Source organism: Caulobacter sp. 05T431 (assembly GCF_056665975.1).
On the sequence record NZ_JBFTKU010000012.1, the window covers coordinates 56,315 to 71,078 of the forward strand.

Below are 14,764 nucleotides of genomic sequence, written 5' to 3' on the forward strand. Positions count from 1 at the left end.
TTTGGCTCAACTCGAAACGGTCAAGCTTGAGCCAAACTTGACAATAGGCCCTAGTGGCCGCCCCCGATGCCTTCCAGGGCCGGCGCGCCGGAGCCCGCGTGGAACATCCGGCCCTTCTCGGTGATCAGCACGGCGACCAGGCCGGCGAGACCGAAACCGGCGAAACCCAGGGTCAGGGGCACGGTGGTGCCGTCGAACAGCTGGCCGATCCAGAAGCCGAACAGCGCCCCGCCGATGGTGGTGATGAAGCCCTGCACCGAGGCCGCCGTGCCGGCCAGGTGGCCCAGCGGCTCCATGGCGATCGCGCCGAAGTTCGACATCACCATGCCGAAGCAGAACATCATGCCCGCCTGCAGCAGGGAGAAGGTCCAGAGGGTCTCGTGGCCGCTCACGGCGACCAGGGCGTGGACCACCGCGAAGCCGAGATAGCCCATCAGCGAGACGTGCGAGACCAGGCGCATGCCCAGGCGCTCGACGATGTGCGAGTTGAGCAGGGACGAGACCGCGATGCCGCCGGCGATGGCCGCGAAGATCAGGGTGAACAGCTTGCCCGCCCCCAACACGTCGACGAACACCTGCTGGGCCGAGTTGAGGAAGCCGAACAGCCCGCCCAGCACCAGGGTGGCGGCCAGGGTGTAGCCGACCGCGATCCGGTTGGTCAGGCACACCTTGAAGGCCGCCAGCACGGGACCGACCTCCAGGGGCGTGCGGTCCTCCGGATGCAGGGTCTCGGGCAGCTTGACCCACGACCAGGCGATCACGGCCAGGCCGAAGATGGCCAGCACGCCGAACACCCAAGGCCACGGCGCGACCAGCAGGATGGCCTGGCCCACCGAGGGGGCGATGATCGGCACGCCCAGGAAGACGATGAACGACAACGACATCACCCGCGCCATCTGCCGGCCGCTATAGCAGTCGCGGACGATCGACACCGACAGCACGCGCGTGGCGGCCGCCCCGACGCCGCACAGGGCGCGGGCGATCAGCAGCATCGGAAACGAGGTAGCGAAGGCGCACAGGGCGGCGAAGACGACATACAGCGACAGGCCGACCAGCAGCACCGGCTTGCGGCCGTAGCGGTCGGCCAGCGGGCCGTAGACGATCTGGGCCGCGCCGAAGCCCAGCAGGTAGGCGGTCAGGATCCACTGGCGCTCGTTGTCGGTCGCCACGCCCAGGGCGTGGCCGATCTGCGGCATGGCCGGCAGCATCGAGTCGATGGCCAGGGCGTTGGTGGCCATCATCGCCGCGATCAGGGCGACGAACTGGCCGAAACCCATGCCKGGGTGTGGGCCGGGGTGCGGGCCGGGKCGGACTGCGGCGGAACTGGACGACATGACGCTCTTCTTCACGGGCCGGACGCCGAAGCGCCGGCGGGCGCGAGACGCGTTTGGTCGCGATATAGGGCCAGCACGGCGTTACGCCAAACGGACTCGCGTCTAGTCGGCCATCAGGAACTGGATGCTCACCGCTTGGTCGTCCCCGACCTTGGAGGCGCCCTCCTGCGACTGCCCGACGCTGGCCACCCGCAGCAGGGGTTGGGATCCCGGTTGTCCGGGCGGGGCGTTGCGCAGGCGGGCCAGGTCCGGCTGGGCGGCCGTGAGCGCCTGATGGAAGACGGCGGCGCGCTGCAGGGCCAGGGCCGCGGCCCGCTGCCCCTCGGCGCTGAAGGCGTCGAGATTGGTCTGGCTGGTCACGTTGACGACCGACAGCTTGGCGTCGCCGCCCGTGCAGTCGCCCCCGGCCGCCACGCCGTAGCCCAGGCAGGGCAACCGGTGGATCAGGCTGCGGGCGACGTCCCCGGCGATCCGCTGGCCGTCGGGCGAGAGCGTCGCCGTCCCCGCCACGAACAGCTGATCCGCCCGGAAGCTGAGCGAGCCGCTTGAAGGATCGCCGGCGACCGGCGCCTTGGCGTCGCGCAGGTCGGCGTCCAGCGCCTGCATCAGCAGTTTCCGGGCGTCCATCACCGAGGCCGTCTCGGCCGTGGCCTTCGTCGGCGGCGCGAAGGCGAAGCAGCGGCGCTGGCCGGCCGCGCCCTTGCCGGTTTCCGACAGGGTCGCCTCCGGCACGCACAGCACCTGGGCCTTGTAGTCGATCTCGATGTCGGCGGTCTTGGGCGTGAGGTTGGCCGCCGTCTGCAGCAGGGCGGCGGTCTCCGGGTGCTTGGCCGTGGTCAGCTTGGCGGTCGTCGAGCGGAACTCGAAGGCGAAGTAGCTGAGCATGATGATGAAGATGAAGATCACCCCCACCATCATGTCGGTCATCGAGACGTAGTAGCTTTCGCCTTCCTCGACATCGACGGTCCGGCCGCGCTTGCGCCGCATCAAACCGCGCCCACGCGGGCGGGCCTGGCGGCCAGGGCCGCCTCGATGCGGCCCAGGATCGCCAGCTGCTCCAGCATCACCTTCTCGGGCGGGGCGAAGCGCACGCAGGCGTCCAGCAGGGCGAAGAAGTGGGCCTCCAGCGCCTCGATGGCCTGGCGACGCCGGCGCGCGGCCAGCCGCAGGACGATCGAGGCCAGCACCCCGGCGATCGAAGTCCAGAACTTGGTGGCGGCGATGGTCAGCAGATTGATCAGCGCGCCCTGCATGGCCGCCGAGCCGCCGCTCATCGCCGAGGTCGCCTCGGTCAGGGCCGCGACGATGCCCATGAAGGTGATCACCAGGCCGATGGCCACCATGATGTTGGCCCACCATTCCAGGGTGCGGGCCGGGGTGTCGGCATGGTCGAAGGCGTCGGCGGCGTGGATCGAGGCCGCCAGCCGCCCGTCGTCGGTCGGGGTCAGCTGGCTGCGATAGTGGGCCCAGCCCAGTTCGAGCGCGGGGTGGGCCTCGCCGCCCAGGCGCTTGTCGATCGCCTCGAACGCTTCGGCGAAGGCCTTCTGGCGATCCCCGCGCAGCTCGTCGAGCAGCCCGGTCCGCCGACGCAGGTCGTCCCGCAGCGGCGCGTATTCGAAGTGACCGGACTGGATGATGATCCCGACGGCGAAGACCAGGATGGCCGCCGCCATCAACAGGGCGGCGCCAGGCATGCTGAACACCGCGACTACGAACGACGTCACCGGATCGTGCATCTGAACCTTCGAATCAACCTCCGGCCACAATACCGCCGGGTGCGGCCGGAATGGGGCGCGGCTTAGCCGTTGAACGCCCGGATCGCGTCGATGATGCGTTGCTGGTCGCTTTCCGCCAGATACGGGTGCATCGGCAGGGCCAGCACGGTCTCGGCCTTGGCCTCGGTCACCGGCAGGCCGCCGGCCCCGCGCGGGAAGTCGGCATAGGGCGCCTGCACGTGCATGGGCACCGGATAATAGACCGCCGTCGGGATCCCCTGCGTCTTCAGGTGGGCGGCCAGGCCGTCGCGGTCGTCGTGCTCGATCACGTACTGGGCCCAGACCGAGACGCCGCCGTCGATGACCTTGGGCGTGGCGATGACCGCGCCCTTCAGGCCCTCGGCGTAGCGGTTCGCCACCCCCTGCCGCAGGTCGATCTCTTCCTGGAAGATGGCCAGCTTCTCGATCAGGATCGCCGCCTGGATGGTGTCCAGACGCGAGTTCATGCCGATGCGGGTGTTCAGGTACTTGGTGTCGTGGTCGAAGGTGCGGCCCACCAGGTCGGGGGCCACGGCCTTGCCGTGCACCCGGAAGCTGTCCATCAGGTCCCACAGGTCCTGGTCGTTGGTCAGCACCGCGCCGCCGTCGCCGTAGCAGCCCAGGGGCTTGGCCGGGAAGAAGCTGGTGGTGGCGACGTCGGCCCAGTGCAGCGGATGCTTGCCGTCCAGGGTGCAGCCGAAGCCCTGGGCGCTGTCGGAGATCAGCTTCAGGCCTTCGCGGTCGCAGATGGCCTTGATCGCCGGATAGTCGGCGGGCTGGCCGAACAGGTCGACGGCGATCACCACCTTGGGGGTCAGCTTGCCTTCGGCCTTCACGCCGGCGATCGCGGCTTCCAGCCTGGCGGGGTCGAGGTTGAACGTGTCGGGCAGGACGTCGACGAACACCGGCGTCGCCCCCACCCACGGCACGACTTCCGGCGTGGCGGCGAAGGTGAAGGACGGGCAGAACACCGCGTCGCCGGGACCGATCCCCCAGGCCATCAGCGGCAGGKCGATGGCGTCGGTGCCGTTGGCGCAGGACAGGGCCAGCTTGGCCTGGCCGAACGCCGCCAGCTTGGCCTCGAACTCGCGCACCTGCGGGCCCATCACATAGGCGCCGCTGTCGAGCACGGCGGCGATCGCCGTGTCGATCTTGGCGCGGATCCGGCGCTGCTGCGCGGCGAGGTCGATGAAGGACATGCTCATGGGCGGCGCTCTTAGAGGCGGTTTGCGACGGTTTCGAGCCAATTGATGTAACCGAGTGTTTCCAGGGAACGAAGCGCGGCCGTGGCGGAACGCGTCGATGTCCTGGTTCGTTGACGGGTCGGCGCGGGGGCGCCATCGAGAGATTCATGCAGACCAAGCCGACCCTGATCCCCGCCGACGCCACGCTCCCCTCCCTTGCCAATGTGAAAGCCGACGAGACGATGTTCGGGCATTTCCTCGACTGGCTGGGCAAGCTGGCGGTGAACCTGGTGGTCGCCACCCTGATCCTGGTCCTGACCTTCTGGATCGCCGGGTGGCTGGCGGGCGTGGCCCGGCGCGCCCTGGGCCGGGTGCATCGCAAGAACCCCGACCCGACGCTGGAGAGCTTCGTCTCGTCCCTGGTGCGCTACGCCGTGGTGGCCGTGGGCCTGGTGGCGGTGCTGCAGCAGCTGGGCGTGCAGGCCACCTCGATCATCGCCGTGCTGGGCGCGGCCTCCCTGGCCATCGGCCTGGCCCTGCAGGGCGCGCTGTCCAACGTGGCGGCCGGCGTGATGATCCTGCTGTTCCGCCCTTACAAGGTGGGCGACGTGATCGAGACCTCGACCCGCCAGGGCACGGTCAAGTCGCTGGACCTGCTGTTCACCGAGATCGCCACCCCCGACAACGTCAAGGTGATGATCCCCAACAGCAAGGTGTTCGGCGACGTCATCCTCAACTACTCGACCCACCGCAATCGGCGCGCGGACGTGGTGTTCAAGGTGCCGCTGAAGACCGACCTGGTCACGGTGCTGCAGAAGATGCGCGAGCGGGCCGAGGGCGACCCGCGGGTGCGCAAGGACCCGGCGGTGATGATCGAGGTCGTCGACCTCAGCGAAGCCTTCGCCCAGGCCGCGATCCGCGTCTGGACCGCCAAGGAGGACTACGGCCCGGTCAAGACCGACCTGATGCTGGCCGCCCACCTCTGGGCCGAGGACCCGACGCGGGAGCTGCCGCCGCCGCGCAAGTCCAAGGCGCCGGACCCGTCGCCGGCCATGCCCGGCGACGCCGGGCATCACCTGTTCAGGTTGCCAAAGCCTCGGAGAGGTCGGCAATCAGGTCCTCGCAGTCCTCGATCCCCACCGACAGCCTGATCAGGGTGTCGGAGATGCCGAGCGCGGCGCGCTGATCGGCCGGGATCGAGGCGTGGGTCATGATGGCCGGATGCTCGATCAGGCTCTCGACCCCGCCCAGGCTTTCCGCCAGCGTGAACAGCCGCGTGCGCTCCAGCATCCGCTTGGCGGTGTTCACGTCGCCCTTCAGCTCCACCGAGATGATCCCGCCGAAGCCGCCCAGCATCTGGCGCTTGGCCAGCTCGTGCTGCGGGTGGCTGGGCAGGCCCGGATAGATCACCCGCTCGACGTCCTTGCGGGTGGACAGCCACTTGGCGATGGCCAGGGCGCTGTCGCAGGCCCGCTGCATGCGCAGGGCCAGGGTCTTGACGCCGCGCAGGGCCAGGAAGCTGTCGAACGGGCCCAGCACCGCGCCGACCGCGTTCTGCAGGAACTTCAGCTTCTCGGCGATCTCGGCGTTGTCGCCAACCACCGCCACGCCCGCCACCACGTCGGAGTGACCGTTCAGGTACTTGGTGGCCGAGTGCATGACGATGTCGAAGCCCAGCTCCAGCGGCCGCTGGACGAACGGGCTGGCGAAGGTGTTGTCCGCCACGGTGATCAGGCCATGCTTTTTCGCCAGAGCCGCGATGCCGGACAGGTCGGCCAGGCGGAGCATCGGGTTGGTGGGCGTCTCGACCCAGATCATCTTCGTGGCAGGCGTGATCGCCGCCTCGATGGCCGCCAGGTCGCCCATGTCGACGAAGCTGAAGGTCAGGCCGGCCGAGCGCTTGCGCACCTTGTCGAACAGCCGGAACGAGCCGCCGTAGAGGTCGTCGCTGGCGATCACGTGCGCGCCGCTGTCCAGAACCTCCAGGATCGTCGAGGCCGCCGCCAGGCCCGAGGCGAAGGCGAAGCCGGCGGTCCCGCTCTCCAGGTCGGCGATGCAGCGCTCGAAGGCGAAGCGGGTGGGATTGTGGCTGCGGCTGTACTCGAAGCCCTTGTGCTCGCCCGGGCTGGACTGGACGTAGGTCGAGGTCGCGTAGATCGGCACCATCACCGCCCCGGTCGTCGGATCGGGGAACTGGCCGCCGTGGATGGTGCGGGTGGCGAAGGCCAGGCGGTTCTTGCCGGGGATCTCGGTCATGGAAAGTCCTTGGACGCCGCGCGGCGGGGCGCGACGTGGAGAGTGGTGCGGGCGAGCGCGTCCGACAAGCGGACGGATGGGCGCTCGGCCTAGCTGGCCATGCGCAGGTGGTTGATCAAGTCGACGCGGGTGATCACCCCGACGAACTCGTCGCCGTCGCAGACCAGGGCCACCTCGTCGCGGTCGAAGACCTCGGGCAGGGCGTCGACGCCTTGCGTGGACTGCAGCGTGTTGACGGCCTTGGTCATGGCCTTGCCGACCTTGGTCTTGAACTTGGGCCCGCGATCGTCGTCCGCGCCCTCGACGGCGGCCAGGATGTCGCTCTCGTCCAGGATGCCGACCAGCTTGCCATGGTCCACCACCGGCAGCTGGCTGATGTCGCCGCTGCGCATGCGGTTGTAGGCGGTCAGCAGGGTGTCGTCGGGCCCGATGGCGATCACGCCGCCGTCGGCGTAGCGCTTGGCGATCAGGTCGCGCAGGTCGCCGTGCAGCTCGCGCTGGTCGAAGYCGTGGGCGGCCAGCCACATGTCGTTGAACATCTTGGTCAGGTACTTGGCGCCCGTGTCGCAGACCAGGGTGACCACGCGCTTGGGCTCGGTCTGGGCCTGGCAGTAGCGCAGGGCCGCGGCAAGCAAGGTGCCCGAGGACGAGCCGGCCAGCACGCCCTCCTTGCGCAGCAGCAGGCGGGCGGTGTCGACGCTCTCGCGGTCGCTGATCGAATAGGCGTGCTTGACGAAGCCCATCTCGGCCACGGCCGGGATGAAGTCCTCGCCGATGCCCTCGACGATCCACGAGCCGGCCTCGCCGTAGCTGCCGGTCGCCACATATTCGCAGAGGATCGAGCCGACCGGGTCGGCCAGCACCATCTGCGTCTTGGGCGAATGGGCGGCCATGAACCGGCCGATGCCCGTCAGGGTGCCGCCCGAGCCGACGCCAACCACCACCGCGTCGACGTCGCCGTCCATCTGCTCGAAGATCTCGGGCGCGGTCGTGGTCTCGTGGGCCCTCGGGTTGGCCGGGTTCTCGAACTGGTTGACGTAGATCGCGCCGGGGATCGACTGGGCCAGGGTCTGGGCCATGTCCTGGTAGTATTCCGGATGGCCCTTGCCGACGTCGCTGCGGGTCAGGCGCACGTCCACGCCCATGGCCCGCAGGTGCAGGATCTTCTCGCGGGCCATCTTGTCGGGCACCACCAGAATCAGCTTGTAGCCCTTCAGGGTCGCTACCTGGGCCAAGCCCAGACCCGTATTGCCGGCCGTGGCCTCGATGATCGTGCCGCCCGGCTTGAGGCTGCCGTCGGCCTCGGCCGCCTCGATCATCGAGCGGGCCACCCGGTCCTTGATCGAGCCGCCGGGGTTCTGGTTCTCCAGCTTCAGGAACAGCCGGCAGGGGCCGGTGTCGAGGTTGCGCACCTCGATCATCGGCGTGCGGCCGATCAGATCGAGCGCGGAACCGACGACCGGGGGAAGGGCGGATTTGGGGTCGTTCATGGCGCAACTCGGCGACAGAGAGAAATGATCTCCCTATCTAGGCCCGTTTCGTGAAAGCGCAAACACCGTTACGCGAGCTTGGCCGCAACCCCTTACGGGGCCAAGAGCGTGGCAGCCGAAAGTGTGAGCGGTTTCGGCGCCTGCCACGCTCTAGATGTTTGATTTGAGCCTTTTAGACGCCTCACGTCGTGAGGCTAAAGGCTCATGCTCCGCAGGCGCCGAGCCGATCCATCCGCCATTCGCGGGCGAACTTGCGGCCCACCACGGCGTCCTCGAACACCACCTTGCGGCGCTCGCCCGACAGGTCCGGGGCGTCGTGGATCATCACGAAGGGGAAGCCGTTGCGGGCCAGGAAGTCCCGGACGAATCCCGAGAAGCGCAGGGCCTCCTCGGCGGAGGCGATGCAGATCTCGACGGCGATGTCGGCGGCGTTCATGGCGCGCTCCCGAAAGCGGTTACTGGGAGCTTAACGCACGAACTCGCAAATGCGAACAACCTTCGCAGGTGCAAAAATGAAACGGCCCCGGATTTCTCCGGGGCCGCACAGGAATCGAACAGGGTCCGGTCGACCTAGAGGATCGCCATTACAGGATGGATTGGCCGGTGCCGGCCCAGTCCTTCAGGAACTGCTCCAGGCCCTTGTCGGTCAGCGGGTGCTTGAACAGGTCGCCGAACACCGCCGGCGGGATGGTCACCACGTCGGCGCCGACGATGGCCGCGTCCTTGACGTGGGCGACGTTGCGCACCGAGGCGGCCAGGATCTCGGTCTCGTAGCCGTAGTTGTCGTAGATGGCGCGGATGTCGCGGATCAGGTCCATGCCGTCGAAGCCGTAGTCGTCCAGGCGGCCGATGAACGGCGAGACGAAGGTCGCGCCGGCCTTGGCGGCCAGCAGGGCCTGGGTCGGCGAGAAGCACAGGGTGACGTTGGTCGAGATGCCCTCGCCGGCGAAGGCGGCGCAGGCGATCAGGCCGTCGCGGGTCAGCGGGATCTTGACCACCACGTTCGGGGCGATGCCGGCCAGCTTCTTGCCTTCGGCGATCATGGCGTCGGCGGTGGTGGCGGCGACCTCGGCGCTGATCGGGCCCGGCACCAGGTCGCAGATCTCGGCGATCACCTCGAGCATCGGACGGCCCGCCTTGGCGATCAGGGTCGGGTTGGTGGTCACCCCGTCCACCAGGCCGGTGGCGGCCAGGTCGGCGATGACCTTGGTGTCGGTGCTGTCGAGGAAGATCTGCATGGGTCTGCGCTTTGTTTTGGGGGTTTCAGGCTCGTTTATCCGTCCGGGCCGTCCGCGCCAAGCGGGGAAAGTCCCTAGGCGTCGGACGGAAACCGCTCGCCCAGGCTTTCGCGCAGGAAGGCCAGCAGGTCGCCGCCCCGGAACCGCAGCCCTTCGACCCCCGCCCGCCGGGCGGCCTCGACGTCCGAGCCCTTGTCGCCGACCAGCACGGTCTCCTCGGGCGCCAGAGACCAGTCGGCCAGGCCGCGCAGGATCATGCCGGGATTGGGCTTGCGGTCGGGATGGTCGGGATGGCGATAGCGCTCGTCGACGGCGTCCTCGTGATGGGGCGCCACATAGAAGGCGTCGATGCGGCCACCGACCTCGGCCAGGCCGGCCTGCAGGGCGTCGTGGAAGAGGTCGACCTGGGCCTCGGTGAAATAGCCCCGCGCCACGCCCGACTGGTTGGTGACGACCAGCACCTTGACGCCCGCCGCGTTCAGCGCCGCCACCGCCTGGCGCGCGCCCTCCACCCAGTCCAGCCGCTCGGGCTCGCAGACATAGCCGTGGTCGAGGTTCAGCACCCCGTCGCGATCGAAGAAGACGGCTTTCAGCGGCGCTTTTCCGGACATGGTCCCGCCTTACGCCAGGGCCGGCGACACGACAAGGCGCGGGACCCGCGGGGTTGGCGAACCCGGCCTCGACGGCCTAGAACGGCCCCAGCTTCCGGCCCGCCCAAGGATCACCGATGACCGACGACTTCGCCCGCCTCGTCCGCCTGCGCGACGAGCTCAAGGCCTGGGCCCTTGAGCACGCCTTCCCGGTCTGGTGGGAGGTCGGCGCCGACAAGGTCCAGGGCGGGTTCTTCGAGAAGATCGCCCTGGACGGGACGCCGGTGGAGGCCCCGCGCCGGGCCCGGGTCCAGCCGCGCCAGATCTATTCCTACGCCGTGGCCGGTCTGCTGGGCTGGAACGGCCCGTGGAAGCAGGCCCTGGAGCACGGGCTGGACTTCTATCTGAGCAAGTACCGCCGTCCGGACGGGTTCATGCGCACCCTGGTGGCCAGCGACGGCTCGCCCCTGGACGACAAGGTCGACCTCTACGACCAGGCCTTCGGCCTGTTCGGCCTGGCCATGGCCAGCTCGGTGCTGCCCGACCGCGCCGACCTGCCGGCCCTGGCGATCAGCCTGCGCGACGCCCTCTACGCCACKCTGAAGCACCCCGTGGCGGGCTTCGAGGAAAGCGTCCCGCGCACCCTGCCGCTGCTGTCCAACCCGCACATGCACCTGTTCGAGGCCAGCCTGGCCTGGGTGGAGGCCGGCGGCGACGCCCAATGGCGCGCCATGGCCGACGAGATCGCCGAACTGGCCCTGGCCAAGTTCATCGACCCGAAGAGCGGCGGCCTGCGCGAATATTATGACGGCGACTGGAACCCCGCCCCCGGCGTCCAGGGCCGKATCGTCGAGCCCGGCCACCAGTTCGAATGGGCCTGGCTTCTGCTGCGCTGGGGCAAGCTGGCCGGGCGCGACGACGCGATCGCCGCCGCCCTGCGGATGATCGCCATCGGCGACGGCCCCGGCGTCGACCCGGCCCGCGGCGTGGCGATCTTCTCGCTGCTGGACGACATGAGCGTGCACGACGACGTCGCGCGGCTGTGGGCCCAGACCGAGCGGATCAAGGCCGGGGTGCTGGCCGCCCTGACGACCGGCGACGACCGCTGGTGGACCACCGCCGCCGAGGGCGCCGAGGGGCTGATCAAGTATTTCGACGTGCCGGTGAAGGGCCTGTGGCGGGACAAGCTCCAGGCCGACGGGACCTTCGTCGACGAAGCCGCGCCCGCCAGCTCGTTCTACCACATCGTCTGCGCGATCCTGGAACTGGACCGGGCGGTCAGCGCCAGACTGTGACCAGGAGCGTGGTCGCCACGCCGGCCTTGACCAGCAGGGGCGAGCGGAGGTCCTCGCGGGCCCCGGCGGCGTAGGTCTCCGAAGCCCCGACCAGTTCGCCGTCCAGCACCTGGATCGAGCACGCCGGCAGGTCGGCCACGGCCCCGGCCTCCATGCGCCACAGCTGCACCGTCGCCTCGGACGTGCTGGTCACCGGCTGGCGCTCGACGCCGCCGCTGAAGGCGATGGCGTGGCGCATGGCGATGTCGCGACCGCTGGCCTTGAGCACGTCGACCAGGGTCTTGACCGCCTGGGCGTCGTCGCGACGGCAGATCAGCACCGCATCGGGCTCGGCGACGATCAGGAGGTCCTGCACGCCGATCGCGCCCACGAACGGGCCCGTGGACCGGGCCAGCACGTTCTTGGCGTCGATCAGATGGATGTCGCCGCTGGCCGCGTTGCCGGCGCCGTCGCGGATCGAGGCTTCCCAGATCGCGTCCCAGGCGCCGAGGTCCGACCAGGTGAAGGCCGCCGGCGCCACGGCGGCGCGGGTCGTGCGCTCCATGACCGCGTAGTCGAGCGACTTCTTGGTGGTGGTGGCGAACGCCTCGCGGTCCAGGAACAGCCGCACGCCGTCGCGCCGGCCCTTGCCCACCGACGCGACCGCGCCGTCGCGGATCGCCGGCTCGAAGGTGGTCAGCTCGTGCAGCAGCGTCCCGGCCGTGAAGGCGAAGTTGCCGCTGTTCCAGTAGTAGCCGTCCTCGATATAGGCCTTGGCCTTGGCCAGGTCGGGCTTCTCGACGAACGCCGCCACGGCCTTGACCCCGCCCGGCAGCAGCTCGCCCGGCTTGATGTAGCCGAAGCCCGTCGCGGGCGAGGTCGGCTGCACGCCGAAGGTCACGATCAGGCCGGTCCTGGCCGCGTCGACGGCCACCATGGCCGCCTCGCGGAACATCTCCGGTTCGGCGATGTGGTGGTCGGCCGCCAGCATCAGCATCACGCCGTCGGGCGAGATCGACTGCACATAGGCCGCCGCCGCCGCGATGGCCGGCGCGGAATCCCGGGCCTCGGGCTCGATGATCACGGTCAGCCTGACGCCCAGTTCCAGCGCCTGGCGCTCGACCAGCTCGGCCATGGCCTGGCCGGTGACCACCACGATCTCGTCCGCGCCCGGCAGGTCCATGACCCGCAGGATGGTGTCCTGGAAGCTGGACCGGTCGCCGATCAGCTTCAGGAACTGCTTGGGACGGTCCGCGCGCGAGGCCGGCCAGAGACGGGTCCCCGATCCTCCGCAGAGGATTACCGGAAAGATGGCGGTCAAGACTCCCCCTAAACCTGGCGCTGTCATTCTATAGGCCGTGAGGTAGCACATCGCTCCCCGAGGACCAGAGGCCTATTGAACCTGGCCGTGCTTAAGCTTGAACGGGCGTTCCGGCGTGAAGTTCCGCCAGCCAGGCGTCCGCCGTCGCGTCCGACGGCATGCGCCAGTCGCCGCGCGGCGACAGCGCGCCGCCCGACGAGATCTTCGGACCGTTGGGCATGGCCGAGCGCTTGAACTGGTTGGCGAAGAACCGCTTCAGGAACAGCTCCAGCCACCGCTTGATCTCGGCCAGGTCGTAGGCGCGTCTGGCGGAATCGGGCGTCCCGACCGGCCACGCCCCGGCCGCCGCGTCCTGCCAGGCGGTCCAGGCCAGGAAGGCGATCTTGGACGGCGCCATGCCGTAGCGGGTCAGGTAGTAGAGGTTGAAGTCCTGCAGAGCGTAGGGCCCCACGAAGCTTTCGGTGGCCTGGACCGTCTCGCCCGGCACCAGTTCCGGCGAGATCTCCGTGGCCAGGATGTCTTCCAGGAGGTCGCTGGTCGCCGCGTCCACGTCGCCCGAGGCCGCCACGAAGCGGATCAGGTGCTGGATCAGGGTCTTTGGCACCCCGGAATTGGGGTTGTAATGGCTCATCTGGTCGCCGACCCCGTAGGTGCACCAGCCCAGGGCCAGTTCCGACAGATCGCCGGTGCCCACCACCATGCCGCGGTGATGGTTGGCCAGGCGGAACAGGTAGTCGGTGCGCAGGCCCGCCTGGACGTTCTCGAAGGTCACGTCATAGACCGGCTCGCCCTTGGCGAACGGGTGGCCCAGGTCGGCCAGCATCTGCTGGGCCGCCGGGCGGATGTCGAGTTCCTCGGCCGTGACGCCCATGGCTCGCATCAGCTTCCAGGCGTTCGACTTGGTGCCCTCGGAGGTGGCGAAGCCAGGCAGGGTGTAGGCGCGGATGTCCGAACGCGGCCGGCCCAGCTGGTCCATGGCCTTGGCGGCGACGATCAGGGCGTGGGTCGAATCCAGCCCGCCCGAGACCCCGATCACCAGGCTCTTGGAGCCGGTGGCCTCGACGCGGCGGGCCAGGCCCTGGACCTGGATGTTGTAGGCCTCGTAGCAGTTCTCGGCCAGCTTGGCGGGGTCGGACGGGGTGAACGGGAAGCGCTCGATCGGCCGCGCCAGGGCCAGGTCGCCGGCCGGCGGGGTGAAGTCGAGCGACACGATCCGGAACGGCGTTTCGGGCGGGTTCAGGGCCATGGCGTCGCCGAAGCTGCCCACCCGCATCCGCTCCTGGCGCAGCCGCTGGACGTCGACGTCCGCGATCGCCATCACCGGTCCGGTCGAGAACCGCGGGCTCTGGGCCAGCAGGGTCCCCATCTCATGGATGTCGACATGGCCGTCCCAGGCCAGGTCCGTCGAGCTCTCGCCCGCGCCGGCCGCCGAATAGACATAGGCCGCCACGGCCCGCGCCGATTGGCTGGCGCACAGCAGACTGCGGGTTTCGGACTTGCCGATGGTGATGTTGCTGGCCGACAGGTTCAGCAGGATCTCGGCCCCGGCCATGGCCTGGGCGGTGCTGGGCGGCGCGGGGGTCCAGACGTCCTCGCAGATCTCGATCCCGACGGTGAAGGCGACGTCCCCCGCAGGGCTTGGAGCGTTGCGCAGCAGGATGTCGGTCCCGAACGGCACGGCCTGGCCGGCCAGGTCCAGGGTGCGGCCGACCACCCCCGCGCCCGGCGTGAACCAGCGGCGTTMGTAGAATTCGCGGTAGTTGGGCAGGAAGCTCTTGGGGACCACCGCCCGCACCCGGCCGCCCTGGATGGCGACGGCGGTGTTGTAGAGCCGGCCGTTGTCGCGCAGCGGCGCGCCCACCACCACCAGCGGCGAGAGCGACGCGCTCTCCTGGGCCAAGGTCGCGATCGCCGCCTCGACGGCGTCGAGCAGGGCGTCCTGCTGCAAGAGGTCGTCGATCGTGTAGCCGGTCAGGCCCAGCTCGGGCAGCACCAGCACGGCGACGCCGGCGTCGTGGSCCTGGYGCGCCAGGGCCAGCGCGCTTTGCGCGTTGGCGGCGGGATCGGCCAGCCGAACCTTGGGAACCGCGGTGGCCACCCGGACGAAGCCATGGCGGTAGGGCGAGAAGAACGAGGGAGAACTCAAGCGACCCGGCCTTTCGAGGTTATGCTAAAAATGAGCATAAGTCTGTCCCCAGCTATAACGCCTGCGGACGTTGTTGCATAGCGCCCACGCGACGACGCCGGTAGGTCTCGAGCCGATGGCTGGCGGGTTGACCCACGGGGGTCATCGTGCGACTCGCCGCCTCGCGCAGCCCCGCAA

Annotated in this window: 13 protein-coding genes; 2 read left to right on the plus strand and 11 right to left on the minus strand. The window is 69.3% G+C overall.

Annotation, left to right across the window (positions count from 1 at the left end):
- Positions 1-50: 50 nt before the first annotated feature.
- The 4 genes from AC1U89_RS12695 to AC1U89_RS12710 form a co-directional block, all read right to left on the minus strand.
- Complete coding sequence (locus AC1U89_RS12695) at positions 51-1,277, minus strand: multidrug effflux MFS transporter (RefSeq protein WP_479900157.1); 1,227 nt, start codon at positions 1,275-1,277, stop codon at positions 51-53.
- 159 nt (positions 1,278-1,436) lie between these two features.
- A complete protein-coding gene (locus AC1U89_RS12700) occupies positions 1,437-2,321 on the minus strand; it encodes a hypothetical protein (protein ID WP_479900058.1) in 885 nt (294 codons plus the stop codon).
- Positions 2,321-3,070, minus strand: a complete 750-nt coding sequence (locus AC1U89_RS12705) for a hypothetical protein (RefSeq protein ID WP_479900059.1) — start codon at positions 3,068-3,070, stop codon at positions 2,321-2,323. The genes AC1U89_RS12700 and AC1U89_RS12705 overlap by 1 nt, the downstream gene beginning before the upstream one ends.
- Positions 3,071-3,132: 62 nt before the next feature.
- Complete coding sequence (locus tag AC1U89_RS12710) at positions 3,133-4,293, minus strand: DegT/DnrJ/EryC1/StrS family aminotransferase (RefSeq protein ID WP_479900060.1); 1,161 nt, start codon at positions 4,291-4,293, stop codon at positions 3,133-3,135.
- Between the two features lie 146 nt (positions 4,294-4,439).
- Between AC1U89_RS12710 and AC1U89_RS12715 the strand changes: the two genes are divergently transcribed.
- Positions 4,440-5,423: a mechanosensitive ion channel family protein gene (locus AC1U89_RS12715; RefSeq protein ID WP_479900061.1), complete on the plus strand. Its 984-nt coding sequence runs from the start codon at positions 4,440-4,442 to the stop codon at positions 5,421-5,423.
- Here the strand turns inward: AC1U89_RS12715 and AC1U89_RS12720 are convergent.
- The 5 genes from AC1U89_RS12720 to AC1U89_RS12740 all read right to left on the minus strand — a co-directional run bounded on the left by AC1U89_RS12720 (position 5,353) and on the right by AC1U89_RS12740 (position 9,867).
- Positions 5,353-6,528 (minus strand): trans-sulfuration enzyme family protein, encoded by a 1,176-nt coding sequence (locus tag AC1U89_RS12720; protein ID WP_479900062.1) that lies wholly within the window; start codon positions 6,526-6,528, stop codon positions 5,353-5,355. The two genes, AC1U89_RS12715 and AC1U89_RS12720, sit on opposite strands and share 71 nt — an antisense overlap.
- A gap of 89 nt (positions 6,529-6,617) precedes the next feature.
- Positions 6,618-8,018, minus strand: a complete 1,401-nt coding sequence (locus AC1U89_RS12725) for a pyridoxal-phosphate dependent enzyme (protein ID WP_479900063.1) — start codon at positions 8,016-8,018, stop codon at positions 6,618-6,620.
- Positions 8,019-8,220: 202 nt separating this feature from the next.
- A complete protein-coding gene (locus AC1U89_RS12730; RefSeq protein WP_479900064.1) occupies positions 8,221-8,454 on the minus strand; it encodes a hypothetical protein in 234 nt (77 codons plus the stop codon).
- A gap of 148 nt (positions 8,455-8,602) precedes the next feature.
- Positions 8,603-9,256: a fructose-6-phosphate aldolase gene (gene fsa / locus AC1U89_RS12735; RefSeq protein WP_029909599.1), complete on the minus strand. Its 654-nt coding sequence runs from the start codon at positions 9,254-9,256 to the stop codon at positions 8,603-8,605.
- Between the two features lie 74 nt (positions 9,257-9,330).
- Positions 9,331-9,867: a D-glycero-alpha-D-manno-heptose-1,7-bisphosphate 7-phosphatase gene (locus AC1U89_RS12740; RefSeq protein ID WP_479900065.1), complete on the minus strand. Its 537-nt coding sequence runs from the start codon at positions 9,865-9,867 to the stop codon at positions 9,331-9,333.
- Between the two features lie 116 nt (positions 9,868-9,983).
- On the opposite strand from AC1U89_RS12740, the gene AC1U89_RS12745 reads away from it, so the two are divergent.
- Entirely contained in the window at positions 9,984-11,141 is a 1,158-nt protein-coding gene (locus AC1U89_RS12745; protein WP_479900066.1) for an AGE family epimerase/isomerase, read from the plus strand.
- On the opposite strand, the gene AC1U89_RS12750 is transcribed toward AC1U89_RS12745, so the two are convergent.
- Together AC1U89_RS12750 and AC1U89_RS12755 are read right to left on the minus strand one after the other, a co-directional pair.
- The gene (locus AC1U89_RS12750; protein ID WP_479900067.1) at positions 11,125-12,441 is read right to left on the minus strand and encodes a mannose-1-phosphate guanylyltransferase; all 1,317 of its coding nucleotides are present in this window, start codon (positions 12,439-12,441) and stop codon (positions 11,125-11,127) included. The genes AC1U89_RS12745 and AC1U89_RS12750 overlap by 17 nt on opposite strands.
- 91 nt (positions 12,442-12,532) lie before the next feature.
- The gene (locus tag AC1U89_RS12755) at positions 12,533-14,587 is read right to left on the minus strand and encodes an NAD(+) synthase (protein WP_479900068.1); all 2,055 of its coding nucleotides are present in this window, start codon (positions 14,585-14,587) and stop codon (positions 12,533-12,535) included.
- Positions 14,588-14,764: the final 177 nt, after the last annotated feature.

Bases quoted from the DNA above. Each gene is read 5' to 3' on its own strand.
- AC1U89_RS12740 (WP_479900065.1), bottom strand. From the start codon at position 9,867: ATGTCCGGAAAAGCGCCGCTGAAAGCCGTCTTCTTCGATCGCGACGGG.
- AC1U89_RS12705 (WP_479900059.1), bottom strand. From the start codon at position 3,070: ATGCACGATCCGGTGACGTCGTTCGTAGTCGCGGTGTTCAGCATGCCT.
- AC1U89_RS12715 (WP_479900061.1), top strand. From the start codon at position 4,440: ATGCAGACCAAGCCGACCCTGATCCCCGCCGACGCCACGCTCCCCTCC.
- AC1U89_RS12700 (WP_479900058.1), bottom strand. From the start codon at position 2,321: ATGCGGCGCAAGCGCGGCCGGACCGTCGATGTCGAGGAAGGCGAAAGC.
- AC1U89_RS12695 (WP_479900157.1), bottom strand. From the start codon at position 1,277: ATGGGTTTCGGCCAGTTCGTCGCCCTGATCGCGGCGATGATGGCCACC.
- AC1U89_RS12720 (WP_479900062.1), bottom strand. From the start codon at position 6,528: ATGACCGAGATCCCCGGCAAGAACCGCCTGGCCTTCGCCACCCGCACC.
- AC1U89_RS12730 (WP_479900064.1), bottom strand. From the start codon at position 8,454: ATGAACGCCGCCGACATCGCCGTCGAGATCTGCATCGCCTCCGCCGAG.
- fsa (WP_029909599.1), bottom strand. From the start codon at position 9,256: ATGCAGATCTTCCTCGACAGCACCGACACCAAGGTCATCGCCGACCTG.